Origin of the sequence: Cupriavidus taiwanensis, from assembly GCF_900250075.1 — a bacterium.
GTDB classification, from domain to species: domain Bacteria; phylum Pseudomonadota; class Gammaproteobacteria; order Burkholderiales; family Burkholderiaceae; genus Cupriavidus; species Cupriavidus taiwanensis_C.
Genome location: NZ_LT977070.1, coordinates 1992734 through 2016205 on the forward strand (window position 1 = coordinate 1992734; position 23472 = coordinate 2016205).

Below are 23472 nucleotides of genomic sequence, written 5' to 3' on the forward strand. Positions count from 1 at the left end.
TCGAGCAGCGCATCGACAACAAGATCATCCGCCCCAGCGCCAACTACACCGGGCCGGAGAACCTGAAGTTCGTGCCGATCAAGGATCGCAAGTAAGACCGGCTGCCGGATTGCCCGCGGGTTGCTTTGATCCGAGCCTGCGGGCAAAGGGGGTAGTTGGTCGCTGACACGGGGCCACTACCCCCTTTTTCATACCTATATCGATTTCCCTACACCATGAATTCTGCAAACCGCAAACCGCTACCGGGCACCAAGCTGGATTACTTCGACGCGCGCGCCGCGGTCGAGGCCATCCAGCCGGGTGCCTACGACAAGCTGCCGTACACGTCGCGCGTGCTGGCAGAAAACCTGGTGCGCCGCTGCGACCCCGCCACGCTGACGGATTCGCTGAAGCAGCTGATCGAGCGCAAGCGCGACCTCGACTTCCCGTGGTTCCCCGCCCGCGTGGTGTGCCACGACATCCTGGGCCAGACTGCGCTGGTGGACCTGGCTGGCCTGCGCGACGCCATTGCCGACCAGGGCGGCGACCCCGCCAAGGTCAACCCGGTGGTGCCGGTGCAGCTGATCGTCGACCACTCGCTGGCGGTGGAATGCGGCGGCTTCGATCCCGATGCCTTCGCCAAGAACCGCGCGATCGAGGACCGCCGCAACGAAGACCGCTTCCACTTTATCGACTGGACCAAGAAGGCGTTCAAGAACGTCGACGTGATCCCGCCGGGCAACGGCATCATGCACCAGATCAACCTGGAGAAGATGTCGCCGGTGATCCATGCTGACAACGGGGTGGCCTATCCCGACACCTGCGTCGGCACCGACAGCCACACGCCGCACGTCGATGCGCTGGGCGTGATCGCCATCGGCGTGGGCGGCCTGGAAGCCGAGAACGTGATGCTCGGCCGCGCCTCGTGGATGCGCCTGCCGGATATCGTCGGCGTCGAGCTGACCGGCAAGCGCCAGCCCGGCATCACCGCCACCGACATCGTGCTGGCACTGACCGAATTCCTGCGCAAGGAAAAAGTGGTCGGCGCCTACCTGGAGTTCCGCGGCGAAGGCGCCTCGAGCCTGACGCTGGGCGACCGCGCCACCATCTCCAACATGGCCCCGGAATACGGCGCCACCGCGGCGATGTTCTTCATCGACGAGCAGACCATCGAATACCTGCGCCTGACCGGCCGCACCGACGAACAGCTCAAGCTGGTCGAGACGTACGCCAAGGCCGCGGGCCTGTGGGCGGATTCGCTGCAGAACGCCGAATACGAGCGCGTGCTGAAGTTCGACCTGTCGAGCGTAGTGCGCAACATGGCCGGCCCGTCCAACCCGCACAAGCGCCTGCCGACCTCGGCGCTGGCCGAGCGCGGCATCGCCGTGGACCTGGACCAGGCCCGCGCGCAGGAAGCCGAGGGCCTGATGCCTGATGGCGCGGTCATCATCGCCGCCATCACCAGTTGCACCAACACCAGCAACCCGCGTAACGTGATCGCCGCCGCGCTGCTGGCACGCAATGCCAATGCGCGCGGCCTGACCCGCAAGCCGTGGGTCAAGTCGTCGCTGGCGCCTGGCTCGAAGGCGGTCGAGCTGTACCTGGAAGAAGCCAACCTGCTGCCCGACCTGGAAAAGCTCGGCTTCGGCATCGTCGCTTTTGCCTGCACCACCTGCAATGGCATGTCCGGCGCGCTCGATCCGAAGATCCAGCAGGAAATCATCGACCGCGACCTGTACGCGACCGCCGTGCTGTCGGGCAACCGCAACTTCGACGGCCGCATCCACCCGTACGCCAAGCAGGCCTTCCTGGCCTCGCCGCCGCTGGTGGTTGCCTATGCCATCGCCGGCACCATCCGCTTCGATATCGAAAAGGATGTGCTGGGCACCGACCAGGACGGCAAGCCGGTGTACCTGAAGGACATCTGGCCGAGCGACGAAGAGATCGACGCGATCGTCAAACAGAGCGTGAAGCCCGAGCAGTTCCGCAAGGTCTACGAGCCGATGTTCGCGCTGACCGCGGACACCGGCGAGAGCGCCGCGCCGCTGTACGACTGGCGCCCGCAGAGCACCTATATCCGCCGCCCGCCGTACTGGGAAGGCGCGCTGGCCGGCGAGCGCACGCTGCAGGGCCTGCGTCCGCTGGCGGTGCTGGGCGACAACATCACCACCGACCACCTGTCGCCGTCCAATGCCATCCTGCTGAACAGCGCGGCGGGCGAGTACCTGGCCAGGATGGGCCTGCCGGAAGAGGACTTCAACTCGTACGCGACCCACCGCGGCGACCACCTGACCGCGCAACGCGCCACCTTCGCCAACCCCACGCTGATCAATGAAATGGCCGTGGTCGACGGCCAGGTCAAGAAGGGTTCGCTGGCCCGCATCGAGCCGGAAGGCAAGGTGGTGCGCATGTGGGAAGCGATCGAGACCTATATGGACCGCAAGCAGCCGCTGATCATCATCGCCGGCGCGGACTATGGCCAGGGCTCGTCGCGCGACTGGGCCGCCAAGGGCGTGCGCCTGGCCGGCGTGGAAGCGATCGTTGCCGAGGGCTTCGAGCGCATCCACCGCACCAACCTGATCGGCATGGGCGTGCTGCCGCTGGAGTTCAAGCCGGGCGTGAACCGCCTGACCCTGGGGCTGGACGGCACCGAGACCTACGACGTGATCGGCGCACGCCAGCCGCGCGCGACGTTGACGCTGGTGGTGCATCGCAAGAATGGCGAGCGCGTCGAAGTGCCGGTGACCTGCCGCCTCGACAGCGACGAGGAAGTATCGATCTACGAGGCCGGCGGCGTGCTGCAGCGCTTTGCGCAGGACTTCCTGGAGTCGAACAAGGCGGCGGCTTAACTCGTTGCCGAGTGTTTGCGCCCTCTCCCGCGTGCGGGAGAGGGGCGCGTCCGCAAGGGGTGCCGGTTGCGATCGGCTTCCTTCGCATACCTAACCATGATATTCATTCCCATGGCCCACGTATCCCAGATCAAGATCCCCGCCACCTACATCCGTGGCGGCACCAGCAAGGGCGTGTTCTTCCGCCTGCAGGACCTGCCCGAGACCGCGCAGGTTCCCGGTCCGGCCCGCGACGCGCTGCTGCTGCGTGTGATCGGCAGCCCCGATCCCTATGGCAAGCAGATCGACGGCATGGGCGCGGCCACCTCCAGTACCAGCAAGACCGTGATCCTGTCCAAGAGCACGCGTCCGGACCACGATGTCGACTACCTGTTCGGCCAGGTCTCGATCGACCAGCCCTTTGTCGACTGGAGCGGCAACTGCGGCAACCTGTCGGCCGCGGTCGGCCCGTTCGCGATCAGCGCCGGCCTGGTCGATCCGAGCCGCATTCCGCAGAACGGCGTGGCCGTGGTGCGCATCTGGCAGGCCAATATCGGCAAGACCATCATCGGCCACGTGCCCATCACCAATGGCGAAGTGCAGGAAACCGGTGACTTCGAGCTCGACGGCGTGACCTTCCCCGCCGCCGAGGTCCAGCTCGAGTTCATGGACCCCGCGGCCGAGGAAGAAGGCGCCGGCGGTGCGATGTTCCCGACCGGCAACGTGGTCGACGACCTGGAAGTGCCGGGCGTCGGCACGCTCAAGGCCACCATGATCAACGCCGGCATCCCGACCATCTTCGTCAATGCCGAGAGCATCGGCTACACCGGCACCGAGCTGCAGGACGCCATCAACAGCGACACCAGGGCGCTGGCGATGTTCGAGACCATCCGCGCCTACGGCGCGCTGCGCATGGGCCTGATCAAGAACGTCGACGAGGCGGCCAAGCGCCAGCACACGCCCAAGGTGGCGTTCGTGGCCCGGCCGGTGGACTACACCGCCTCCAGCGGCAAGAAGGTGGCCGCGGCCGATGTTGACCTGCTGGTGCGCGCGCTCTCCATGGGCAAGCTGCACCACGCCATGATGGGCACGGCCGCGGTGGCGATCGGCACCGCGGCGGCCATCCCCGGCACGCTGGTCAACCTGGCAGCGGGCGGCGGCGAACGCAATGCGGTCCGGTTCGGACATCCGTCCGGCACCCTGCGGGTCGGCGCCGAGGCCCAGCAGGTCGACGGCGAATGGGTGGTCAGGAAGGCCATCATGAGCCGCAGCGCGCGCGTGCTGATGGAAGGCTGGGTGCGCGTGCCGGGCGACGCGTTCTGAGCTGGCTGCAACAGAAAACGCCGGGGCCGGCGAGGCTCGGCCGGCCCGGCGATGTATGCGCCTGAAGTTATGGGAAAGGCGGTTTTATGCCGAATCGGCATAACCCTTGCGCCGCCCTTCCACCGCCATTTTCTCCTCACGTATAGTCTCTGCCGCTGCCTGAACCGGACCCTGCACCACAGGCCCGGCCGCGGGCAGCCACCGACTGAACACGGACGGCACCATTCCACCCATAAGGTATGTCGTGCCGCTTCCAGTACGGGCCACACGTTCGTATAGATACCGAGGAGAACCATGAAATATTCCGCCCGCGTCACCACGCTGGCCGCTGCCCTGCTGTCGGCGAGCCTGATCACCGGCGCCGCCCACGCGCAGCTCGCGCCTGCGGCCCAGCCTGCCGCCGCCGCTGCCACGGCCCCGGCCGAAGCGCGCAAGGCCAACATCGTCATCATCGGCACCGGCGGCACCATTGCCGGCGCCGGCGCGGCGGCGACCAACACCGCCGCCTACCAGTCCGCCGTGGTCCCGGTCGACAAGATCATCGCCTCGGTGCCGGAAATCTCCAAGGTCGCCAACGTCAAGGGCGAGCAGATCTTCCAGATCGGCTCGGAGAGCTTCAACAACGAACGCCTGCTCAAGCTGGCCAAGCGCGTGTCGGAACTGCTCAAGCAGCCTGACGTCGACGGCATCGTGATCACGCACGGTACCGACACCATCGAGGAAACCGCGTATTTCCTCAACCTGACGCTGAAGAGCGACAAGCCGGTGGTGGTGGTCGGCTCGATGCGCCCGGGCACCGCACTGGGTGCCGACGGCGCGCTGAACCTCTATGACGCCGTGCTGGTCGCCTCTAACCCGGCGTCCAAGGGCAAGGGCACGCTGGCGGTGCTGAACGACGAGATCCACACCGGCCGCGACGTCTCCAAGACCAACACCTTCAAGACCGAGACCTTCCGCTCGCCGTTCGGCCCGCTCGGCTACGTGGTGGAAGGCCGCACGCTGTTCTACCGCCTGCCGGCACGGCCGCACACGGTGCAGACGCAGTGGGACATCGACAAGATCGACAAGCTGCCCGAGGTGGCGGTGGTCTACGCCTACGGCAACGCCAACCCGGCCGCGGTCGACGCGGCGGTGAAGAGCGGCGCCAAGGCCATCATCTACGCCGCCACCGGCAACGGCAGCGTCGGCGACTACATGGTCGAGCCGCTCAAGGCCGCGCGCGCCAAGGGCGTGCATATCGTGCGCGCGTCGCGCACGGGCAGCGGCGTGGTGGTACGCAATGCCGAGCAGCCGGACGACAAGTACGACTGGATCGTCACCGACGACCAGCTGCCGCAGAAGGCGCGCATCCTGATGGCGCTGGCTCTGACGCAGACCAACGACAGCAAGGCGCTGCAGCAGGTCTTCTGGAAATACTGATCCAGGCAGCACGGATCCGCGCGCCGCGCAGGGCTCACCTGGCGGCGCGCGTCCCCGCCGTGATCAGCCGGGCCGCTGCGCGCCCGTGCTCATCGTCTCCGCCACGACCGTCCTCGGCATGCTGCCGTCGGGTCGCGCCAGTGCAACTGGCGCGCGTGGTGGTGAAGGCTAAAGTTTGGCGGTTAATTGCGTTAATAGAAACGTGCACGCACGCGGGCGCAGCGGCTCAGAACATCGCACTGCTCATCAAGGCCCTGGCAACCAGCACGCCTTCGTCGGGCGCTTCGGCGTACACCGAGACATCCGTCACCACCTGCCGGCGGCCACGCCGGGCCACCGAGGCCACCGCCCTCAGCGCGGCACCCTGTGCCGGCGCCAGGTATTGGATCGACAGCGAACCGGTGGCACCGCCCTGCACCTCGTCGGCACTAGCACCAGACGCAGCCGCGGCCGCGCCGGCAATGTCGATCAATGTCGCGATGACGCCGCCGTGCACGATGCTGCCGTGGGTCACGTTGGTCGGCAGGAACGGCATCTCCAGCTCGACATGGTCCGGCGCCAGGCTTGCCAGCCGCACGCCGAGGGCACGCGCCACGGGAGATCCCAGCAGCACGGTGTCGACCATGGCGCGCATGCGCGGGTCGACGCCGGCCGGGCGGCGGTGTTGGGACAGGGGCACGGCGGCGATGGTATGGGGCATGGCTGGACTCCTGAAAAGGCGCGATTCCTGCCGCAGCGTAATGGCGCCTGCCGCATGGCTCAATGACGTCCGAGGTAATCCCCGCCCCCACGGCACGGCCTTTGGCCGGGCTGCCGCTGCGGTCCCGATATAATGGGCGGCCGTTTTACCCTCCGCCCTGCGACCACCATGCCGTCACCTTACGAATCCGCCCCGCTCCGCCCCGAACCGGACCACGGCAGCACGGATTCCACGCTGTCCGAGCGCCCGGACAGCCCCTGCATCGGCATCTGCTCGACCTTGTTCGACGAGGTGTGCCAGGGCTGCGGCCGCACCGCGGCCGAGGTCAGCAACTGGGTATTTTTCAGCGACGAGGAAAAGCAGCAGGTGTGGGATCGCATCACGCGCGAAGGCACCGGCAAGCGTTTCCGCCAGGGCTGAGCCGCGCTCACCCGTAGCCCGTCATTCGCCGGACAGGCGCCGCTCCATCGCTTCGACTTCGCGCCGCTCCAGGCGCTGCCGTGCCAGCTTGCGCCAGTTTTCGGCCAGCGGTGCCAGCGCGGCCATTTCCTCCAGCGCGGCATAGTCGAGCCGCTCGACATACAGCACCTGCAGCAGACGGTGCAGCGACCATCCGGGACAGGGCCGCGCCACCAGTTCCAGCATATCGCCCGCGGCCACGTCGCCGGTTTCCAGCACGCGGTAGTACCAGCCGGTGCGCAGGCTCTGCTGCACGGCGCGCGACATGCCCGCATAGCCGAAGCGGTGGTTGAGCTTCCAGCACGGCTGGCGCGCCTGCGACACCTCGACCCGCGCCGTGCCCAGGCGGAATTGGTCGCCGATGCAGACGTCCGCTTCGGTCAGGCCCGTGGTGCTCAGGTTCTCGCCGAAGGCGCCAGGCGTGTCGAGGACGCCGTCGGCTGACGCGCCCTGTTCCCGCAGCGTCAGGCGCCACGCCGGGTAGTGGTCGAAGGCATAGTGGTGCAGCGCCTTTTCCGGGCCGCCGTGGTGGCGCGGATCTCCCTGCCCGTCGCCCTCGAGCCCGGTGGCGGTCACGCGCAGCCGCGCGCGCGTTGCGGCCTTGGCAATGCCGCTGGGTACGCCCTTGGGTCCGAACGGGCGCACGGCGCCGGTCAGCACCGCATCGACCGGCACGCGGATGGCGGATAGCGGCTGGCTCATAGTCCGGCTTGCTCCAGCCAGCGCGCGAACATGCGTTCCCCCGCCGCCGCCACGGTCGCGCCGACCTGCGCGGTGCGCGCGCGGATAGTGCGCGGATCGATGCCGGCCTTGCCCAGTTCGACGGTATGGCCGATCAGCCAGGCCTCGATATCGCGCGGCATGACCTCGGGGTGGAACTGCAGCGCCAGCGCCTGGTTGCCGATGGCATAGGCCTGGTTCGGCACCGCCGCGGTCGAGGCCAGCAGCTGCGCGCCGGCGGGCAGGTCGAAGGTGTCGCCGTGCCAGTGCAGGACTTCCCATTGCGCCGCGGCCAGCTCGGCCAGCGCCGAATCCTGCCCGGCCGGCGTCGGCGTAATCGGCGCCCAGCCGATCTCGCGCGGGCCGGGGTAGACCCTGGCGCCGGCGGCGCGCGCGATCAGCTGCGCGCCCAGGCAGACGCCGATGAGCTTGCCGCCGGCGCCCAGGCGCTGGCGGATCAGCGCGATTTCCGCCTCCAGCCACGGATAGGCGTTGGTCTCGTAGACGCCGATGGGGCCGCCGAGCACCAGCAGCAGGTCGGCCGGCTCGCTGGCGATGGGGCCAAGATCGTCGACGCCGGCCTGGAACACCCGCAGCGTGTGTCCGCGCGCGCGCAGGGCGTTGCCGATCACGCCCGCATGCTCGAAGGCGACGTGCTGGATCACATGGGTGGTACGCGTTGTCATCAGGGACTCCTTGCCGGGCTTGAGGGAGATAAAGGCCCTCATGTTAGCGTCTGTCGCCAACGCCCGGCGGACGACCCGGGCATGACCTCGCCAGTTTGAGAACCTTCCCGGCGAGGCATGCCGCGGTCCGCGCTATTTTGTCGCAGGCGCCAGCACCAGGGCGTCCGCCGCGCCCTGCTGACCGCGGGCTGCCGCCGGCGGCATGGTGATGTACTCCACCGCCGCCCACTTGCCGATCCAGTCACGGTAGCGCGGCAGCAGCGCATTGCCGGACTGCCCGGTGGAGTCCATGAAGCGCGACGCCGCCAGGTCGGACAGGTCATAGAGCGCGCGCACGCTGGCCGCGTGGGTGTTTTCGAACGGCGCCTTGTCGTCGCGCAGGTTGTGCCGGCCGACGTTGACCGTGTAGGTGTCGCCACCGGTCGGCACGCGCAGGTTGAACAGCGGCGCCAGGTAGCCGACCTTGCCGAACGGCCGGTGCTCCAGCCGCGCCGCATGGGCCTCGCCCCAGCGCCAGCGCGCGGGGTCGTCACCATAGCGGCGCGACAGGTCCGCCATGGCCTGGGTCCAGGCGTCGGCCACGGCATCGTCGCAGCTCTCGGCCGGGCCGGTATGGGGCCGGTCGCACCAGAACGCGCCCAGCTTGCGCGGATCGCGCAGGATGTTGAGCATGGGCTGCTGCACGTTGCGCTGGTCCCACAGGCGCACGAAGATCGCCTCGCCGGTCTTCTCCTCGAACAGCCGGCGCGACAGCTCGCGCAGCCATGCGGTGACCACCAGCGGCTCGGCGCGCGCGGGGTCCATGGTGCCGTCCCACTGGCGCAAGGCCTGCAGCAAGGCGCGTTCGCGCGCCGGGCGCGCGGCGTCGTTGCTGACCGGCGCGGCCAGCAGCAGCGGCAAGACATCGCGCACCGCCAGGGAGACCACGTCCTTCTGGATCGCGGCAAAGCTGTCGAAGCTGTGCTTCGGCGTGGCCGCCAGCAGCGTGCGGATGCGGTCGAAGCGATACGGCACCGTCCATTCGCTGGTGATGAAGTACGGATAGTCGGGCGCGACGATGCGCTGGTTGGCCGTCACGATCACGCCCCCGGCGGGGTTGTACTGGTGCGGCAGCGCCTCGAACGGGATAAAGCCGGTCCAGTCGTAGCGCGCATCCCAGCCGGGCGCCGGCGCCAGGCCCTTGAGGTCGTTGTCGGCGCGGCGCAGCGGCACGCGGCCCGGCGCGTAGAAGCCGATATTGCCGTCGACGTCGGCATAGACGATGTTCTGCTGCGGCGAGTGGAAGTCGCGCAGCGCGTCGGTAAAGCTGTTCCAGTCGCGCGCCTGGTTCAGCCGCAGCCCGGCGAGGAAGGTACGGTCATCCGCGCGCAGCGCGGTCCACTGGAATGCCACCACGTATTGCGCGCCCAGCGGCTCGGCGGCGCTGGTAAGCGACTCGGCCACGTCGGAAATCACCGGCCCGTGGCGCGTGCTGCGGACCTTCAGCGTCACGTCGGCGGCGCCCTTGACGCGGATGGTTTCGGTGCGGGTCTCGAACGCGGCCCAGCCCTGCGGCGTCTGGTACTGGGTGTCGTTGCCCGGACGCACGCGTTCGATATACAGGTCCTGCACATCCGGCGCGGTATTGGTCAGCCCCCAGGCGATCCGGTCATTGTGGCCCAGCACCACCAGCGGCATGCCGGGCAGCGTCGCGCCGGCCACCTCGAGCCCGGGCGCGCTCAGGCGCGCCAAGTACCACAGCGCCGGCGCCTGCAGCCCCAGGTGCGGATCGTTGGCCAGCATCGGCTTGCCCGATTGCGTGTGCGCGCCCGACACCACCCAGTTGTTCGAGCCCATGCCCTCGACATAGCCCGGCGGGGCCTTGTCGCCGACGCTGGCCATCGCGCTCGCCAGCGGCGCCAGCTGCCGGTACAGATGGCCATAGTCCATGGTGCGTACCGGCTGCTCGCCCGGATACGGCGCCAGCAGTTCGCTGATGCGGGCCACCGGCAGCACCTGCGCCAGCCGCATGCGCAGCGTCTCCTGGGTCCAGTTGCCGCCCAGGTCCCATGCCATCATGGTCTGCCAGCCCAGCGTGTCGGCCGGTTCCCAGCGCTCGGGCCGGGTGCGCAGCAGCAGGAACTCCGGCGGCAGCGGGCCCTGGCGCTGGTCGATCCATGCATTGACGCCGTCGGCATAGGCCTGCAGCGCCGCGCGCGCCTCGGGCGACGCCTGCGCGAAGATGGCCTCGGCGTTGCGCCGCACGCCCAGCGTGCGCAGGAACTTGTCGTTATCGACGGCGGACGGGCCCAGGATCTCCGCGAGCCGGCCGGCGACGATGCGCTTGTTCATCTGCATCTGCCACAGCCGGTCTTGCGCGTGGACGTAGCCCAGCGCGAACCACGCATCGACCTTGCTGGCGGCGCGGATATGCGGCACGCCATGGCGATCGCGCACCACCGTGACCGGTTCGCGCAACCCGGCCAGCACCTCGTTGCCCGACACCGGCGGCTGTGCCGCATGGCGATACCAGACCAGCGCGCCCGCCGCGCCGGCCACCGCCAGCCCCAGCAGCACCGCCAGCCACCTGGTCAGCCGACCCAACGCGCGCATCGTTGTTCCCCCTGTTGTCGTTGTCATGTTGTTCGGGCATTATCCGCGCATCTTCCGCACGAAAAAATGCCCGGACCGGCCGGGCATTTCCTCGCTGATGGCCTGCTTGCCGCGCGCCCGTCAGGCGGCGGACTTCTTCAGCTGCAGCGACTTGTACTCGAGGAATTCCTCCAGCCCGTACTTGCCGGCTTCGCGCCCGTTGCCGGACTGCTTGTAGCCGCCGAACGGCGCCTGCATGTTGAACGGCCCGCCGTTGATATCGACCTGGCCGGTGCGGATGCGGCGCGCCACGCGGATCGCGCGGGCCTCGTCGCCGGACCACACGCCGCCGCCGAGGCCATAGATGCTGTCGTTGGCGATGCGCACCGCGTCTTCCTCGGTGTCATAGCAGATGATCGACAGCACCGGCCCGAAGATCTCCTCCTGCGCCACAGTCGCGCGCGGCTCGACGTTGCCGAGCACGGTCGGCTTGACGTAAAAGCCCTGGTCCAGCCCTTCAGGGGTCTCGGGGCCGCCGGCCACCAGCTCGGCGCCCTCTTCCAGGCCGCGGCGGATATAGCCGGTCACGCGGTCCTTCTGCACCGCGGAGATCAGCGGGCCCAGCTTGCTGGTTTCCTGCAGCGGATCGCCCACGGTAAAGCCGGCCACCACCTTCTGCGCGATCGCCTTGACTTCGTCGTAGCGGGCGCGCGGCACCAGCATGCGCGTGTGCGCCGAGCAGGTCTGGCCGGAGTTGAGGAAGCAGGCATTGATGGTGCCCTTGACCGCCGCCGGCAGGTCGGCATCGTCCAGGATCACCGAGGCCGACTTGCCGCCCAGCTCCAGCGCGACGCGCTTGACGGTCTGCGCCGCCAGCTCGGACACGCGCTTGCCGGCGCGGGTGGAGCCGGTGAACGACACCATGTCGACTTCCGGATGGCTGGCCAGCACCTCGCCCACCACCGGGCCGTAACCGGTCACCAGGTTGAACACGCCGGGCGGCAGCCCCGCGGCCTCGATCACCTCGGCCAGCACGAAGGCATTGAGCGGCGCCACCTCGGACGGCTTGAGCACCACGGTGCAGCCCGCGGCCAGCGCCGGCGCCACCTTCAGCGTGATCTGGTTGAGCGGGTAGTTCCACGGCGTGATCGCGCCGACCACGCCAACCGGCTCGCGCACCACCAGCGAGTTGCCGACTTCTTCCTCGAAGCGGAAGCCTTCCAGCAGCCTGGCGGCCTGGCCCCAGTTGTAGACCGGGCCGCCCACCTGGATCGCGCGGGCCAGCTTGATCGGCATGCCGACTTCGCCGGCGATCAGCTGGGCCAGTTCTTCGCTGCGCGCCTTCAGCCCTTCGGCAATCCTGGCGATATAGCCCGCCCGCTCTGCCGGCGGCGTTGCGGACCAGCCGTCGAAGGCCGCGCGCGCGGCCTGGATGGCGTCTTCGGCGTCGCGCGCCGAGCCTTCGGGAATCGTCCCCATCACCGCCTCGGTGGCGGAATGGATGACATCGATCTTGCCGGTGCCGTGGGGCGCAACCCACTTGCCGTTAATGAAGAGTTTGTCTCGTTGTTGCATGGCCACAGTTCTCGGTTTGGTGAATTGGCGATTGCAATTTTTTGTTACTTTTATGGTGCACGCACATTGTAGAGCGGATTCCGGCCCATGTTATGGCGCTGCGGAAAACGGCGCCGGCCGTGCCTGCCGCTGCGCACAAGAACATGGCGATAATCGGCCGCGGGTGACAGGCGGGAGACTCGCCACGGCGCGCGCACATAACAAGACTAAGGGGACAAAGGCATGGTCGATCCGATCTACCGAAAGACGGAGGCGGGGCAGGATGAAATCCGCAGCCGCGCGCGCAAGCTGGACCACAAGCTGCGCGCGCTGCTGCTGATGGTCAACGGCGAGCGCCGCGAGCAGGCATTGCTGGCGCAGGTGGCGGGCATGGGGATCGGCCCGGAGGCCATGGCAACGCTGCTGGCGCAGGGGCTGGTCGAAGCCGTCGCCGAACCGGCACAGCCGCGCGCCGCCGCGCCGCAAGTGCCGTTGGGTGCCGCGCCGCCGGCTGCCGACACCAACCTGTTCTCCGTCTACGCGATGCGCCATGCGCCGGGAACCGAGCTGGCGGCGCCGCCGCAAGCCAGTGAAGCCGCGGCCCACTCGCCCGCCGAAATCCAGGCGTACCAGCGCCTTTACCACTTCTATACCGACGTGATCGGGCAGCATCTCGGGCTGCGCGGCTACATGCTGCAGGTGAAGGTGGAGAAGGCCGCCGACCTGCCCGCGCTGATGGCGCTGCGCGAACCGCTGCACGCGGCGCTGCTCAAGGCGCGGGGCGACATCACCGCCCGCGCCATCATGGCGCAACTGGACCAGGTCCGCGACGGCAGCGCCGCCTGACCCGCCGGCCCGGACAACAAAAAGGCCGCCCGGAGGCGGCCTTCGACATGCAGCGGGATTTGACGCTCAGCCGTCGATGCCCTGCGACTGCAGGTACTCGTCGTACGTGCCCAGGTAGTCGGTCAGCGTGCCGTCGGTGCGCACTTCGATAATGCGCGTGGCCAGGCCGCTGACGAACTCGCGGTCGTGCGAGACGAAGATCAGCGTGCCCTGGAACTTGTCCAGCGCGATCTGCATCGACTCGATCGATTCCATGTCCATGTGGTTGGTCGGCTCGTCCAGCGCCAGCACGTTGTGGCGGCCCAGCATCAGCTTGCCCCAGATCATGCGGCCCTTCTCGCCGCCGGACAGCACCTTGACGTTCTTCTTGATGTCGTCGGCCGAGAACAGCAGGCGGCCCAGCGTGCCGCGCAGCGAGGTCTCGTCGTCGCCGGCCTGGGTCCACTGGCTCATCCAGTCCATCACGTCGCGGTCTTCCGGGAACTCCTCGTAGGTGTCCTGCGGCATGTAGCCGACGTTGGCGTTCTCGGCCCACTTGACCGTGCCGCGGTCGACCTCGACGCCGCGCTGCACGCCGGTCTGCACCGCGCCGTTCAGCAGGCTGCGCAGCAGCGTGGTCTTGCCCGCGCCGTTCTCGCCGATGATGGCCACGCGCTCGCCAGCCTGGATCGCCAGCGACAGGTTATTGATGATCTTGCGGTCGTAGCTCTTGGTGATGCCTTCGACCTCAACCGCGAGGTTGTGCAGCTTCTTCTCGAATTCGAAGCGGATGAACGGGTTCTGGCGCGACGAGGGCTTGATGTCCTCGACCTTGATCTTCTCGATCTGCTTGGCGCGCGAGGTCGCCTGGCGGGCCTTGGACTTGTTGGCCGAGAAGCGGCGCACGAAGTCCTGCAGCTCGCTGATGCGCTCCTTGGCGCGCGCGTTGGCGGCCATCTGGCGCTCGCGGGCCTGCATCGACGCTTCCATGTACTCGTCGTAGTTGCCCGGGTAGACCTTGAGCGTGCCGTAGTCCATGTCGGCCATGTGGGTGCAGACCGAGTTCAGGAAGTGGCGATCGTGGGAAATGATGATCATGGTGGAGTTGCGCTCGTTGAGCACGGTCTCCAGCCAGCGGATGGTGTTGATGTCCAGGTTGTTGGTGGGCTCGTCCAGCAGCAGCACGTCCGGGTTCGAGAACAGTGCCTGCGCCAGCAGCACGCGCAGCTTCCAGCCCGGCGCCACGTCGCTCATCGGGCCCTGGTGCTGCGCGGTGGGGATGCCCACGCCCAGCAGCAGTTCGCCGGCGCGCGCCTCGGCGGTGTAGCCGTCGTATTCGGCGTACTTGGCCTCGAGCTCGGCGGCCTTCATGTAGTCTTCGTCGGTCGCTTCCGGATTGGCGTAGATGGCGTCGCGCTCCTGCGCGGCGGCCCACATCTCGGTGTGGCCCATCATCACCACGTCGAGCACGCGCATGTCTTCATAGGCGAACTGGTCCTGGCGCAGCTTGCCCAGGCGGATGCCCGGCTCCAGCATGACGTTGCCCGACGACGGCTCGAGGTCGCCGCCCAGGATCTTCATGAAGGTGGACTTGCCGCAGCCGTTCGCGCCGATCAGGCCGTAGCGGTTGCCCTCGCCGAACTTGACCGAGATATTCTCGAACAACGGCTTGGGGCCGAACTGCATGGTGATGTTTGCGGTAGAAAGCACGTCTGGAACCTTGTCTGGAGATTGTGGCGCCGCGGCGCGGGCCGGAAGGATTCCGGCAGCCATGGCCGGCGTTGCGGCACGGGCCACGCCGGGTTCATGCGCGAACCCGGCAGGAAATCAGGAAATAACCGCGCATTCTATCATCCGGACGCAATCCTTGCGACCGGCGCGCGCGGCGGCGAGCCGCGGGCTCAGGCCAGCGGCGGCAGCACCGGATAGCCCGAGAACGCCATGCTGAAGCCGTCGGCACGTGCGGACAGCCGCACCTGTGCGCCGACCGGCAGCGTCAGCTTGCGGGCGCAATGCCCGAACGGCAGGCCGGTCAGCACCGGCACCGGCAGCTGCTCGCGCAGGTAGGCCACCACGGCGTCCATGTCGTAGCCGTTGTCGTAGTCGGTGACGCGGTAGTTGGAGAAATCGCCCAGCACGATGGCGCGCTGCGCGCCCAGCACGCCCGCCTGCTCCAGCTGGACCAGCATGCGCTCGACCCGGTAAGGGGGCTCGTTGATGTCTTCCAGGAACAGCACCCCGCCCTGCACCTGCGGCATGAACGGCGTGCCCAGCAGGCTGCACAGCATCGCCAGGTTGCCGCCCCACAGCGTGCCCTCGACGCTGCCGGAGAACGGCTGGCCGCCGGACTGCGGCGCGGCGATGTCGACGCGGTAGGCTGGGTTGCGCAGGATGCCCTCGAAGTGCTCCCACATATAGGCGTCGACGCCCTCGGCGCCAAAGTCCGCCAGCAGCATCGGCCCGGCAAAGGTGACGCCGCCGGTGGCCGCCAGGTAGGCCAGCTGGAACGCGGTGAAGTCGCTGTGGCCGACGATGGGCGTGCCGCTGGCACGCGCCTGTGCGGCGATGCGGGCAAAGTCGACCTGCGCCAGCAAGCGCGCGATGCCATAACCGCCGCGCACCGCCAGCGTCAGTTCATGCGGCACGCCGGTGCCGATCGCGTGCAGGTCGGCCAGCCGCTCCGCGTCGGTGCCGCCGAAGCGCAGGTAGCGCCGCGCCAGCACGTCGGGGTTGGTCATGTGGTAGCCATGGTGCTTGAGCCAGGCGCAGCCCCGCGCGGCGATGGCGACATCGTGCGGATACCCGGACGAGGCGATCAGTCGGACTTCGGTATGCGGCCTGCTGTTCGGCGTGCTCATGCTTCAGTGTCGTGGTTCTGGTCGGGTGCGGCGGCCGGCGCCGGCTGGCGTGCCGCCTTCTGTGCCGCCTTCTGCGCGCGGCGCCGGGCGCCGAAGAAATCCTTCAGCATCTGGCCGCATGGGTCGGCCAGCACGCCCCCGGCGATGGTGGTCTGGTGGTTGAGCTGCGCCTGTTCGAACAGGTTGACCACGCTGCCGGCGGCGCCGGTCTTGGGATCGCTCGCGCCGAACACCACATGGCGCAGCCGTGCGTGCAGGATCGCGCCGCTGCACATGGCGCACGGCTCCAGCGTCACGTACAGCTCGCACTCGGGCATGCGGTAGTTGCCGACCACCTGCGCGGCGGCGCGCAACGCCTGCATTTCGGCGTGCGCAGACGGATCGACCGAGCGGATCGGCAGGTTGTGGCCGCGCGCGATGATGGTGTCGTTCCAGACCACCACGGCGCCCACCGGCACTTCGCCCGCGGCTTCGGCCAGGCGGGCCTCTTCGAGCGCGGCGCGCATGTAGCGCGCGTCGCGCTCGGCGGCCAGCGCCGGATCGTCCGGCAGCGCGGGCGGCGCGCGCAGCGGCAGGGGTGGCGGCAGCGGCGGCGGCTGGGTCATTCGTCGCCCGCTCAGTCCTGCGCGGGCAGCACCGCCGGCGCGCTGACCTCGGCCCAGCAATTGGGCGTTTCGAACAGCACCAGCCGGGTCAGCTGCAGGTGGTGGCCGAAGCAGTCCTTGAACACCGGGGCCAGGATGTCGAAGGCCACCTGGGCCAGATTCTCGACCGTCGGAATAGCGTCCAGCACCACGGTCTTGTGCCCTTCCATCGATTGCAGGAAGTTCAGCAGCGCGGTGTCGCCGCGGTAGATCAGGAAGGCGTGGTCCCACTTGCTGACCAGGTGCTCGTTGGCGAGCGCCTTGATGTCGCCGAAATCCAGGATCATGCCGTCATCCGAGGCGCCCTCGCGGTGCAGCACCTCGCCCGACAGCGTCAGGTCCAGCCGATAGCGGTGGCCGTGGATATTGCGGCACTGCCCGCAGTGGTTGGGGATGCGGTGGCCGGAGTCGAACTCCAGCCGGCGGGTGATGGAAACTTGTTTGCTCATGTGTACCGGCGCCGGTGCCGGCGGCCTGCGTTGAAGCGGACGCCGCGCGTGCGTCCGAAGCCTCTATTGTGGACTGAATTGCCTGCTTGATGCTGGCCTGATGGCTGGCCAAGCGGCTCGCGCGCGGCTGGCCAGCGGCACTGCCGCTCAGCGGATCCCCAGCAGCTTGTGGGTCTGCAGCGACAGCCGCCAGCGCGGGTGGCGCTGGCAGAAGGCCACCGCGGCGGCGGTATTTTCGCGCGCCAGCGGACCGTCCATGGCCTGCACCAGGAAATGGCGGAAATCAAGCTTCTCGTATGCGGCAAAGTCCTGCCCTTCCTGCGGGATCACCACCTTCAGCTCGTCGCCGCGCGTAACCACCAGCTCCGAACCCATCTTGGGGCTGACGCAGACCCAGTCGATGCCCGGCGGCACGGCGATGGTGCCGTTGGTCTCGATCGCGATCTCGAAGCCCTGCGCGTGCAGCGCGTCGATCAGCGGCGCGTCGAGCTGCAACAGCGGCTCGCCCCCGGTGCAGACCACCAGCGGCTTGCCGCCGGCGCCCTGCGGCCACTCCGACGCGACCACCGCGGCCAGTTCCCCGGCGCTGCGGTACTTGCCGCCGCGCGTGCCGTCGGTGCCGACGAAATCCGTATCGCAGAACTGGCACACCGCGCTGGCGCGGTCTTGCTCCCGGCCGCTCCACAGGTTGCAGCCGGCAAAGCGGCAGAACACCGCGGCGCGACCGGCGTTGGCGCCTTCGCCCTGCAGCGTATAGAAGATTTCCTTGACGGCGTAAGTCATGCGTGGGGTCTCTCTTGGACCGTAAACAGCGGTTCGGCAGCGTCTTGCTGGCCGGGGTTCAGTAAAGGATGGGCAGGGCCGGTGCCGGACCTCGCGCCGCGTGGTCACATTGGCGCGTGGTCGCGCCCTCGATGTGGACCGGAACGTATCGATCGGGGCGGCTGTGCTGGCAGCGCGGGGGCTGCCGGGTGGGGCTGTCCTGGCCTGTCGCAGGCTGCGCCCGGCATGGGGCCGGACGTGCTGAAAGTATACCAGAGGCCCCAGGGTTTCCGCTTGGCCGCCGCGACCCGGTCCGCCCCGGCAAAGGTGATGTACAGCGCTCGCGCCGGGCCGACGCCGGCCCGTTGCATGCCTACTTCAGCCCGAGGTAGTCGCGCTTGCCGATCTGCACGCCCTTGTGGCGCAGGATGTCGTAGGCGGTGGTCACGTGGAAATAAAAATTGGGCAAGGCAAAGCCGAGCAGGTAGGACTTGCCGTCGAAGCGCAGCGGGCCCTGCGGCAGCTTCAGTTCGACCACGCGCTGTTCGCTGCCTTCCAGCTGCGCCGGCGTAATCTGCTCCAGGAACACGATGGTGCGGCCGATGCGGTCCTGCAGTTCCGCAAAGGTGGTTTCGGTATCGGCAAACGACGGCACCTCGATCCCGGCCAGCCGCGCGGCGGAGCCCTTGGCGGCATCGCTGGCACGCTGCACCTGCGCCGGCAGCGGGTCCATGTCGGCGATCAGGCGGGTCTGGATCAGGTCGGCCGGGTCCATCCCCTGCGCCTGCGCGTGCGCCGCGCCCTTGGCGAGGATCGCGTCGAGGTTGCCGAGCGCGCGGATAAACGGAGGGATCGATACGTCGTACATCGAAAGTGCCATGGAGGGTCTCCTGTGCAGGGGGCGGGTTTCTTGTGTTGCGGCCCCTTGGGCATGCGGACCGCAGCCGCGAGCATAGACCGGATCGGCCTTCGCTGCCGGACCGTGCGCCGCTGGCCGGCAACCTGCATTAACATAGCCAGCCACCGCCCCCGCAATCTTGCAATCCAGCCGCCCTGCCCAGCCCGCGCCCGACATGAACGCGCCGTTCCCTCTCCGCACGGAATGCCCGCCCGGTGCCTGCATCTGCGGGCGCGAAGCGCTGCTGAGCGACCCCGATGCCGACCTGCGCGTGCTGCGCCTGACGCGCGCCGAGGAAAAGCGGCTGGTCGAACGGCTCGAGAACCTGACCAGCCTGGCCGAGCTGCAACGGATGGAGGACCTGATGCAGGCCCAGCTCGGCATCGTGCTGAGCATCACGCCCAGCGCGCGCGGCGTGCGCACCGTGCGCGGCATCAGCATCCAGGTGCTGGAGCAGCCCGGCCTGTGCCGCAAGATCCGCCAGTCGATCCCGTCCGCGATCCGGCGCAGCATGGAGGCCCATCCCGAGATCGCCTACGCGATCGTCGACGCGCACGACCTGCTGGGCGGAGCCTGAACGCGCCGCTCATGCGCCGCTCACGCGCTGCTGTCCGCCAGCCGCAGCGCGTGTTCGCGCACATCCGCCGGCCAGTCGGCGATCTGCCGGGCAAACCCCGCCAGGTCGTTGGCAAACAGCGCCCGGCTCGCCTCCTCGAAGCCGGCCAGGTCGCCGGCAATCGCCACCATGAAGTGATAGGCGCGCTCGCTGGCGGCGCGGCTGCGGTCCTTGCCGGCGTGATCGCGGCGCGCCTGCTCGACCAGCTTGCGCAGCGCCACCGACGCGCCGCCGGGCTGCGCGGCCAGCCATTCCCAGTGGCGCGGCAGCAGCGTCACCTCGCGCGACACCACCCCCAGCTTTGGCCGGCCCCGGCCGCGCGGTTCGGCCGCTTCCGGGGCATCGGCGCCCTCGCCGGCGGCCGGCTGCGGCGCGGCCAGCTGCGCCGCGCGCACTGCCGACCGTTCAACAATCTCGTCGTCGGTGCCGCTGGTATCCAGGTCGATCGAGCGGCCGGTGCTGTCGTCGAATACCAGCACCGGCCCGGCCGCGCCGCTGTCCAGGGCGCGTCTTAGCGCCAGTGCGTTGTCCGGCAGCGGACCCGAGGCGATGCGGCGGTGGCCGTCGAAGGTGGTGAAATGGTGAGGCGCGGGTGCGGTCATGGCAGGTCTGCGAAAGAGAAACAGGAACATCGCCAAATATTACCCGGATAAAATAAGAAGTCAATATTACCCGGGTAATTTATGTCGATCCGGGCCATCTGGCTGTAGGACCGCGCCGGATACCTGCGCCGGCATCGCTGACCTATCACTGAGACATAGGCAGAACAGGAGGCCGGGCGGCATGACGATTTCATACTGGGCAGCCGGGACAACCCTTTCCAGCCCGCCCCTGGACGGCGACGCGACCTGCGACGCCTGCGTGATCGGCGCGGGCATCGCCGGGCTGTCGGTCGCGTATGAACTGGCCGCGGCCGGACAGTCCGTGATCGTGATCGATGCGGACGGGCCTGGCGCGGGCGAAACCGGCCGGACCACCGCGCACCTGATGACGGCCTTCGACGATTACTTCTTCTACATCGAGCGCCATCTCGGCCATCAGGCGGCACGGCAGGTGGCGCAGAGCCACGCGGCGGCGGTGTCGCGGATGGAGTCGATCTGCGCGGCGGAGGCCATCGACTGCGACTTCCGGCGCGTCGACGGCTTCCTCTTTGCCGAATCGTCCGATGGCGAGGACCTGCTCTCCCGGGAACTCGATGCCGCGCACCGGGCCGGGCTCGACGAGGTCGAGCGGGTCAGCGACGTGCCGACCGGCAAGGTGGCGCTGCGCTCGGCGCTGCGGTTCCCGCGGCAAGGGCAGCTCCACCCGCTGAAGTACCTCGGCGGCCTGGTCGACGCGATCCAGCGCCGCGGCGGCAAGGTCTACGGCAAGACCCGCGCCATGGAGGTCGACGACGGCCGGCCCGCTACCGTGCGCACCGACAGCGGCGCGCGCATCGAGGCCGGCAATGTCATCGTTGCCACCAATACACCGTTCATCGACCGCTTTGCCATCCATACCAAGCAGGCTGCGTACCGGACCTTCGTGGTGGGCATGAAGGTGCCGCGCGGCAGCATGCCGCCGTGCCAGTTCTGGGACACGCTCGATCCCTACCATTACGTGCGCATCGCCGGCGACCTCGATGCCGGCCACCAGCTGCTGATCAGCGGCGGCGAGGATCACAAGGTCGGCCAGGCGGACGATGCCGGGCAGCGCTTCGGCAGGCTGGTCGACTGGACCCGCCAGCGCTTCCCGGTGGTCGACGAACCCGTGTTCGCGTGGTCGGGCCAGGTGATGGAGCCGGTCGACGGGGTCGCCTTTATCGGCCGCAACCCGGGCGATACCAATGTCTATGTCGTCACCGGCGATTCCGGCAATGGCATGACCCACGGCGCCATTGCCGGCATGCTGATCCGCGACCAGATCACCGACCGCACCAACGACTGGGCCGAGCTTTACGATCCCTCGCGCAAGTCGGTGACGGCCGTGGTCGAGTATGCGCGCGAGAACGCCAACGTGGTGGCCCAGTACGCCGACTGGCTCGGCAAGGACGACGGCGTCGCGCTCGATGCCATCGCGCCCGGCGCCGGGCATGTGGTCAAGGCCGGCGGCCGCCATGTGGCCGCGTTCCGCGATGCGGATGGCGGCCTGCACACCTTCGACGCCACCTGCCCGCACCTGAAATGCCTGGTCCAGTGGAACAGCCTGGAGCAATCCTTCGATTGCCCCTGCCATGGCTCGCGCTTCGGCGTCGATGGCTCGGTGCTGCATGGTCCGGCAAAAGGTGGCCTGGAACCCGTCGACGTGACACGGGACGACCAGCACCATCATTGAACGGGGAGGCACGCCGCGCCGGCGCGGCGAACGCAAGGGCCCATGCGCGCCCGGAACGTCAAAGGAGTCGCCATGCTCACTCCCGCCAGCATTGCCAAGCACCCGATCCACCCGATGCTGATCACCATCCCCATCGGCTTGTGGATCTTTTCCTTTGTCTGCGACCTGATCCGCTATTTCGGCGGCGACAGTCCCAACTGGCCGGTGGTGGCCTTGTATGCCATGGTCGGCGGCATCATTGGCGCGCTGGTCGCGGCGCTACCCGGCCTGATCGACCTGCTGTCGCTGCCCAGCGGCATCCGCCGCATTGCGCTGCTGCACATGGGAATCAACCTGACGGTGGTCGCGCTCTATGTGGTCAATGCCTGGTGGCGCATGCGCGGGGCCGGGGTTGGCGCCGTCGTGCTGTCGGCGGTCGCCATCGGCCTGCTGGCGGTATCCGGCTGGCTGGGCGGGAAGATGGTGCATGTCCATGGCGTGGGCGTGCAGACGCCGCCGGCACCGCTGCGGTGACAAGGCCGGCCCTTGCAGCACCCTAAAGCAGGTCGCGCAGCCTGTAGTACCACATCCCCAGCACCAGCGCGGGGGTCCTGAACAGCGCACCGCCCGGGAAGCGGTGATGCCGGATGCGGGTAAACACATCGAACCTCGAGGCATCGCCGCACATCGCCTCGGCGATCAGCTTGCCGGCCATGCCGGCAAACGACAGCCCGTGGCCGGAGAATCCCTGCGCATAGTAGAGGTTGGTGCCGATGCGGCCCAGGTCGGGTGCCCGGTTCATGGTGATATCGACGAAGCCGCCCCAGGAATAATCGATATTCAAATCCGCCGTCTGTGGAAAGACCTGCAGCATGCGCGCGCGGATGCGCTGCACCAGGTTGCCCGGCGGGCGCGCGCTGAAGGTCTCGCCGGCCCCGAACAGCAGGCGGTTGTCGGCGCTGAGACGGAAATAGTCGACGATCAGGTTGTTGTCGGATACCGCGACCCGGCTCGGCATCAGCGCGGCGGCACGTTGCGCCTCCATCGGCTCGGTCGCGATCATGTACGTCCCCACCGGCATGATGCGCGCCGCGATTTCCGGCGCCAGATGGTCGCCGAACTCGCCCAGGTAGACGTTGCCGGCCAGCACCACCTGCCGGCAGCGCACTTCGCCCTCGGCGGTCTTCACCACCGGCGCCTGGTCGCGCTCGACGCGATACGCGGCCGAATTCTCGAAGACCTCGACACCCTGCCGGCGCGCCGCATCGCCCAGCCCCAGGCAGTACTTGAGCGGATGCAGATGGCCCGAGTGCGGGTCATACGCCCCGGCGACAAAGCGGTCGCTGGCGACATGGCGGCCAAGGTGCGGACGTTCGACCCATTCGAGCGGATAGTCATAGCGCTCGCGCATATGGCGCACCCAGCGGCGCAGGCCGTCGACCTTGTGCGCCCTTGGCGCCAGCGTCATGTAGCCGCGCACGTGGTCGCAGTCGATGCCGTAGGTGGCGATGCGCTGCTCCAGCAGGCGCATGCCCTCGACCGATGCATTCCAGGCCGCCTGCGCGACCTCGGCCGGGCACTGGCGCTCGATCGCGCCCTCCCCCTCGGCGCCGAAGCCGACGATGGCCTGGCCGCCATTGCGTCCGGAAGCGCCCCAGCCGATCCGGTGCGCCTCGAGCAGCGCCACATGAAAGCCGCGCGCGGCCAGTTCCAGCGCGCAGGACAGGCCGGCGTAGCCGCCGCCCACCACGCACACCTCCGCCTCCGTGCGTCCCTGCAATGGCGGGCTCGGCGCCGGCCGCGCGACGCTCGCCTCGTAGTACGAGTTTTCGATGACGCCCAGTTCTTTTTGCAGCAGCCCCGACATCGCCCTCGGCTCCGGTTGCGCC

General features: G+C 68.5%; 21 protein-coding genes. 8 read left to right on the forward strand and 13 right to left on the reverse strand.

Going from position 1 to position 23472, the window contains the following annotated elements:
- Positions 1 to 215: 215 nt before the first annotated feature.
- From acnD to CBM2588_RS09240, 3 genes are all read left to right on the forward strand, one after another.
- Positions 216 to 2828: a Fe/S-dependent 2-methylisocitrate dehydratase AcnD gene (gene acnD / locus CBM2588_RS09230; RefSeq protein ID WP_115680285.1), complete on the forward strand. Its 2613-nt coding sequence runs from the start codon at positions 216 to 218 to the stop codon at positions 2826 to 2828.
- Between the two features lie 111 nt (positions 2829 to 2939).
- Positions 2940 to 4130 carry a 2-methylaconitate cis-trans isomerase PrpF gene (gene prpF, locus CBM2588_RS09235; protein WP_115680286.1) on the forward strand — a complete coding sequence of 397 codons (1191 nt, stop codon included), beginning with the start codon at positions 2940 to 2942 and terminating at the stop codon, positions 4128 to 4130.
- A gap of 294 nt (positions 4131 to 4424) precedes the next feature.
- A complete protein-coding gene (locus tag CBM2588_RS09240; RefSeq protein WP_115680287.1) occupies positions 4425 to 5549 on the forward strand; it encodes an asparaginase in 1125 nt (374 codons plus the stop codon).
- A 226-nt stretch (positions 5550 to 5775) separates the two neighbouring features.
- On the opposite strand, the gene CBM2588_RS09245 is transcribed toward CBM2588_RS09240, so the two are convergent.
- On the reverse strand, positions 5776 to 6249 hold the full coding sequence (locus CBM2588_RS09245; protein ID WP_115680288.1) for a PaaI family thioesterase: 474 nt from the start codon (positions 6247 to 6249) through the stop codon (positions 5776 to 5778).
- 168 nt (positions 6250 to 6417) lie between these two features.
- Between CBM2588_RS09245 and CBM2588_RS09250 the strand changes: the two genes are divergently transcribed.
- Positions 6418 to 6669, forward strand: coding sequence for a DUF1289 domain-containing protein (locus tag CBM2588_RS09250; protein WP_115680289.1), 252 nt, complete (start codon positions 6418 to 6420; stop codon positions 6667 to 6669).
- A 21-nt stretch (positions 6670 to 6690) separates the two neighbouring features.
- On the opposite strand, the gene CBM2588_RS09255 is transcribed toward CBM2588_RS09250, so the two are convergent.
- From CBM2588_RS09255 to CBM2588_RS09270, 4 genes are all read right to left on the reverse strand, one after another.
- Entirely contained in the window at positions 6691 to 7410 is a 720-nt protein-coding gene (locus tag CBM2588_RS09255; RefSeq protein ID WP_115680290.1) for an MOSC domain-containing protein, read from the reverse strand.
- Positions 7407 to 8114, reverse strand: coding sequence for a glutamine amidotransferase (locus CBM2588_RS09260; protein ID WP_115680291.1), 708 nt, complete (start codon positions 8112 to 8114; stop codon positions 7407 to 7409). Before CBM2588_RS09260 ends, CBM2588_RS09255 begins: the two co-directional genes overlap by 4 nt.
- A gap of 132 nt (positions 8115 to 8246) precedes the next feature.
- Complete coding sequence (locus CBM2588_RS09265) at positions 8247 to 10706, reverse strand: penicillin acylase family protein (protein WP_115680292.1); 2460 nt, start codon at positions 10704 to 10706, stop codon at positions 8247 to 8249.
- A 120-nt stretch (positions 10707 to 10826) separates the two neighbouring features.
- Positions 10827 to 12260, reverse strand: coding sequence for an aldehyde dehydrogenase family protein (locus tag CBM2588_RS09270; protein WP_115680293.1), 1434 nt, complete (start codon positions 12258 to 12260; stop codon positions 10827 to 10829).
- Positions 12261 to 12482: 222 nt separating this feature from the next.
- Between CBM2588_RS09270 and CBM2588_RS09275 the strand changes: the two genes are divergently transcribed.
- Positions 12483 to 13085, forward strand: a complete 603-nt coding sequence (locus CBM2588_RS09275; protein ID WP_115680294.1) for a hypothetical protein — start codon at positions 12483 to 12485, stop codon at positions 13083 to 13085.
- A gap of 66 nt (positions 13086 to 13151) precedes the next feature.
- On the opposite strand, the gene CBM2588_RS09280 is transcribed toward CBM2588_RS09275, so the two are convergent.
- From CBM2588_RS09280 to CBM2588_RS09305, 6 genes are all read right to left on the reverse strand, one after another.
- Entirely contained in the window at positions 13152 to 14774 is a 1623-nt protein-coding gene (locus CBM2588_RS09280; RefSeq protein ID WP_018005629.1) for an ABC-F family ATPase, read from the reverse strand.
- 191 nt (positions 14775 to 14965) lie between these two features.
- Positions 14966 to 15922 carry a muramoyltetrapeptide carboxypeptidase gene (gene ldcA / locus CBM2588_RS09285; protein ID WP_115680295.1) on the reverse strand — a complete coding sequence of 319 codons (957 nt, stop codon included), beginning with the start codon at positions 15920 to 15922 and terminating at the stop codon, positions 14966 to 14968.
- Positions 15919 to 16527: a tRNA adenosine(34) deaminase TadA gene (gene tadA / locus CBM2588_RS09290; protein WP_172583575.1), complete on the reverse strand. Its 609-nt coding sequence runs from the start codon at positions 16525 to 16527 to the stop codon at positions 15919 to 15921. The genes ldcA and tadA overlap by 4 nt, the downstream gene beginning before the upstream one ends.
- A gap of 11 nt (positions 16528 to 16538) precedes the next feature.
- Positions 16539 to 17015: a 6-pyruvoyl trahydropterin synthase family protein gene (locus CBM2588_RS09295; protein ID WP_012352882.1), complete on the reverse strand. Its 477-nt coding sequence runs from the start codon at positions 17013 to 17015 to the stop codon at positions 16539 to 16541.
- 147 nt (positions 17016 to 17162) lie between these two features.
- Positions 17163 to 17798, reverse strand: coding sequence for a 7-carboxy-7-deazaguanine synthase (gene queE, locus CBM2588_RS09300; protein ID WP_115680296.1), 636 nt, complete (start codon positions 17796 to 17798; stop codon positions 17163 to 17165).
- A gap of 352 nt (positions 17799 to 18150) precedes the next feature.
- The gene (locus CBM2588_RS09305) at positions 18151 to 18657 is read right to left on the reverse strand and encodes a DUF1993 domain-containing protein (protein WP_115680297.1); all 507 of its coding nucleotides are present in this window, start codon (positions 18655 to 18657) and stop codon (positions 18151 to 18153) included.
- A gap of 193 nt (positions 18658 to 18850) precedes the next feature.
- Between CBM2588_RS09305 and CBM2588_RS09310 the strand changes: the two genes are divergently transcribed.
- Positions 18851 to 19252, forward strand: a complete 402-nt coding sequence (locus CBM2588_RS09310) for a hypothetical protein (RefSeq protein WP_115680298.1) — start codon at positions 18851 to 18853, stop codon at positions 19250 to 19252.
- 20 nt (positions 19253 to 19272) lie between these two features.
- Here the strand turns inward: CBM2588_RS09310 and CBM2588_RS09315 are convergent, their stop codons facing one another.
- Positions 19273 to 19893, reverse strand: coding sequence for a DUF2239 family protein (locus CBM2588_RS09315; protein WP_115680299.1), 621 nt, complete (start codon positions 19891 to 19893; stop codon positions 19273 to 19275).
- Positions 19894 to 20074: 181 nt separating this feature from the next.
- Between CBM2588_RS09315 and CBM2588_RS09320 the strand changes: the two genes are divergently transcribed.
- Together CBM2588_RS09320 and CBM2588_RS09325 are read left to right on the forward strand one after the other, a co-directional pair.
- Complete coding sequence (locus CBM2588_RS09320) at positions 20075 to 21604, forward strand: FAD-dependent oxidoreductase (RefSeq protein WP_231942124.1); 1530 nt, start codon at positions 20075 to 20077, stop codon at positions 21602 to 21604.
- A 72-nt stretch (positions 21605 to 21676) separates the two neighbouring features.
- Entirely contained in the window at positions 21677 to 22117 is a 441-nt protein-coding gene (locus CBM2588_RS09325; RefSeq protein ID WP_115680301.1) for a DUF2231 domain-containing protein, read from the forward strand.
- 22 nt (positions 22118 to 22139) lie between these two features.
- Here CBM2588_RS09325 and CBM2588_RS09330 read toward each other — a convergent pair whose 3' ends face one another.
- A complete protein-coding gene (locus tag CBM2588_RS09330) occupies positions 22140 to 23450 on the reverse strand; it encodes an NAD(P)/FAD-dependent oxidoreductase (protein WP_115680302.1) in 1311 nt (436 codons plus the stop codon).
- Between the last annotated feature and the right edge of the window lie 22 nt (positions 23451 to 23472).

Bases quoted from the DNA above. Each gene is read 5' to 3' on its own strand.
- acnD (WP_115680285.1), top strand. From the start codon at position 216: ATGAATTCTGCAAACCGCAAACCGCTACCGGGCACCAAGCTGGATTAC.
- prpF (WP_115680286.1), top strand. From the start codon at position 2,940: ATGGCCCACGTATCCCAGATCAAGATCCCCGCCACCTACATCCGTGGC.
- CBM2588_RS09240 (WP_115680287.1), top strand. From the start codon at position 4,425: ATGAAATATTCCGCCCGCGTCACCACGCTGGCCGCTGCCCTGCTGTCG.
- CBM2588_RS09245 (WP_115680288.1), bottom strand. From the start codon at position 6,249: ATGCCCCATACCATCGCCGCCGTGCCCCTGTCCCAACACCGCCGCCCG.
- CBM2588_RS09250 (WP_115680289.1), top strand. From the start codon at position 6,418: ATGCCGTCACCTTACGAATCCGCCCCGCTCCGCCCCGAACCGGACCAC.
- CBM2588_RS09255 (WP_115680290.1), bottom strand. From the start codon at position 7,410: ATGAGCCAGCCGCTATCCGCCATCCGCGTGCCGGTCGATGCGGTGCTG.
- CBM2588_RS09260 (WP_115680291.1), bottom strand. From the start codon at position 8,114: ATGACAACGCGTACCACCCATGTGATCCAGCACGTCGCCTTCGAGCAT.
- CBM2588_RS09265 (WP_115680292.1), bottom strand. From the start codon at position 10,706: ATGCGCGCGTTGGGTCGGCTGACCAGGTGGCTGGCGGTGCTGCTGGGG.
- CBM2588_RS09270 (WP_115680293.1), bottom strand. From the start codon at position 12,260: ATGCAACAACGAGACAAACTCTTCATTAACGGCAAGTGGGTTGCGCCC.
- CBM2588_RS09275 (WP_115680294.1), top strand. From the start codon at position 12,483: ATGGTCGATCCGATCTACCGAAAGACGGAGGCGGGGCAGGATGAAATC.
- ldcA (WP_115680295.1), bottom strand. From the start codon at position 15,922: ATGAGCACGCCGAACAGCAGGCCGCATACCGAAGTCCGACTGATCGCC.
- tadA (WP_172583575.1), bottom strand. From the start codon at position 16,527: ATGACCCAGCCGCCGCCGCTGCCGCCACCCCTGCCGCTGCGCGCGCCG.
- CBM2588_RS09295 (WP_012352882.1), bottom strand. From the start codon at position 17,015: ATGAGCAAACAAGTTTCCATCACCCGCCGGCTGGAGTTCGACTCCGGC.
- queE (WP_115680296.1), bottom strand. From the start codon at position 17,798: ATGACTTACGCCGTCAAGGAAATCTTCTATACGCTGCAGGGCGAAGGC.
- CBM2588_RS09305 (WP_115680297.1), bottom strand. From the start codon at position 18,657: ATGGCACTTTCGATGTACGACGTATCGATCCCTCCGTTTATCCGCGCG.
- CBM2588_RS09310 (WP_115680298.1), top strand. From the start codon at position 18,851: ATGAACGCGCCGTTCCCTCTCCGCACGGAATGCCCGCCCGGTGCCTGC.
- CBM2588_RS09315 (WP_115680299.1), bottom strand. From the start codon at position 19,893: ATGACCGCACCCGCGCCTCACCATTTCACCACCTTCGACGGCCACCGC.
- CBM2588_RS09320 (WP_231942124.1), top strand. From the start codon at position 20,075: ATGACGATTTCATACTGGGCAGCCGGGACAACCCTTTCCAGCCCGCCC.
- CBM2588_RS09325 (WP_115680301.1), top strand. From the start codon at position 21,677: ATGCTCACTCCCGCCAGCATTGCCAAGCACCCGATCCACCCGATGCTG.
- CBM2588_RS09330 (WP_115680302.1), bottom strand. From the start codon at position 23,450: ATGTCGGGGCTGCTGCAAAAAGAACTGGGCGTCATCGAAAACTCGTAC.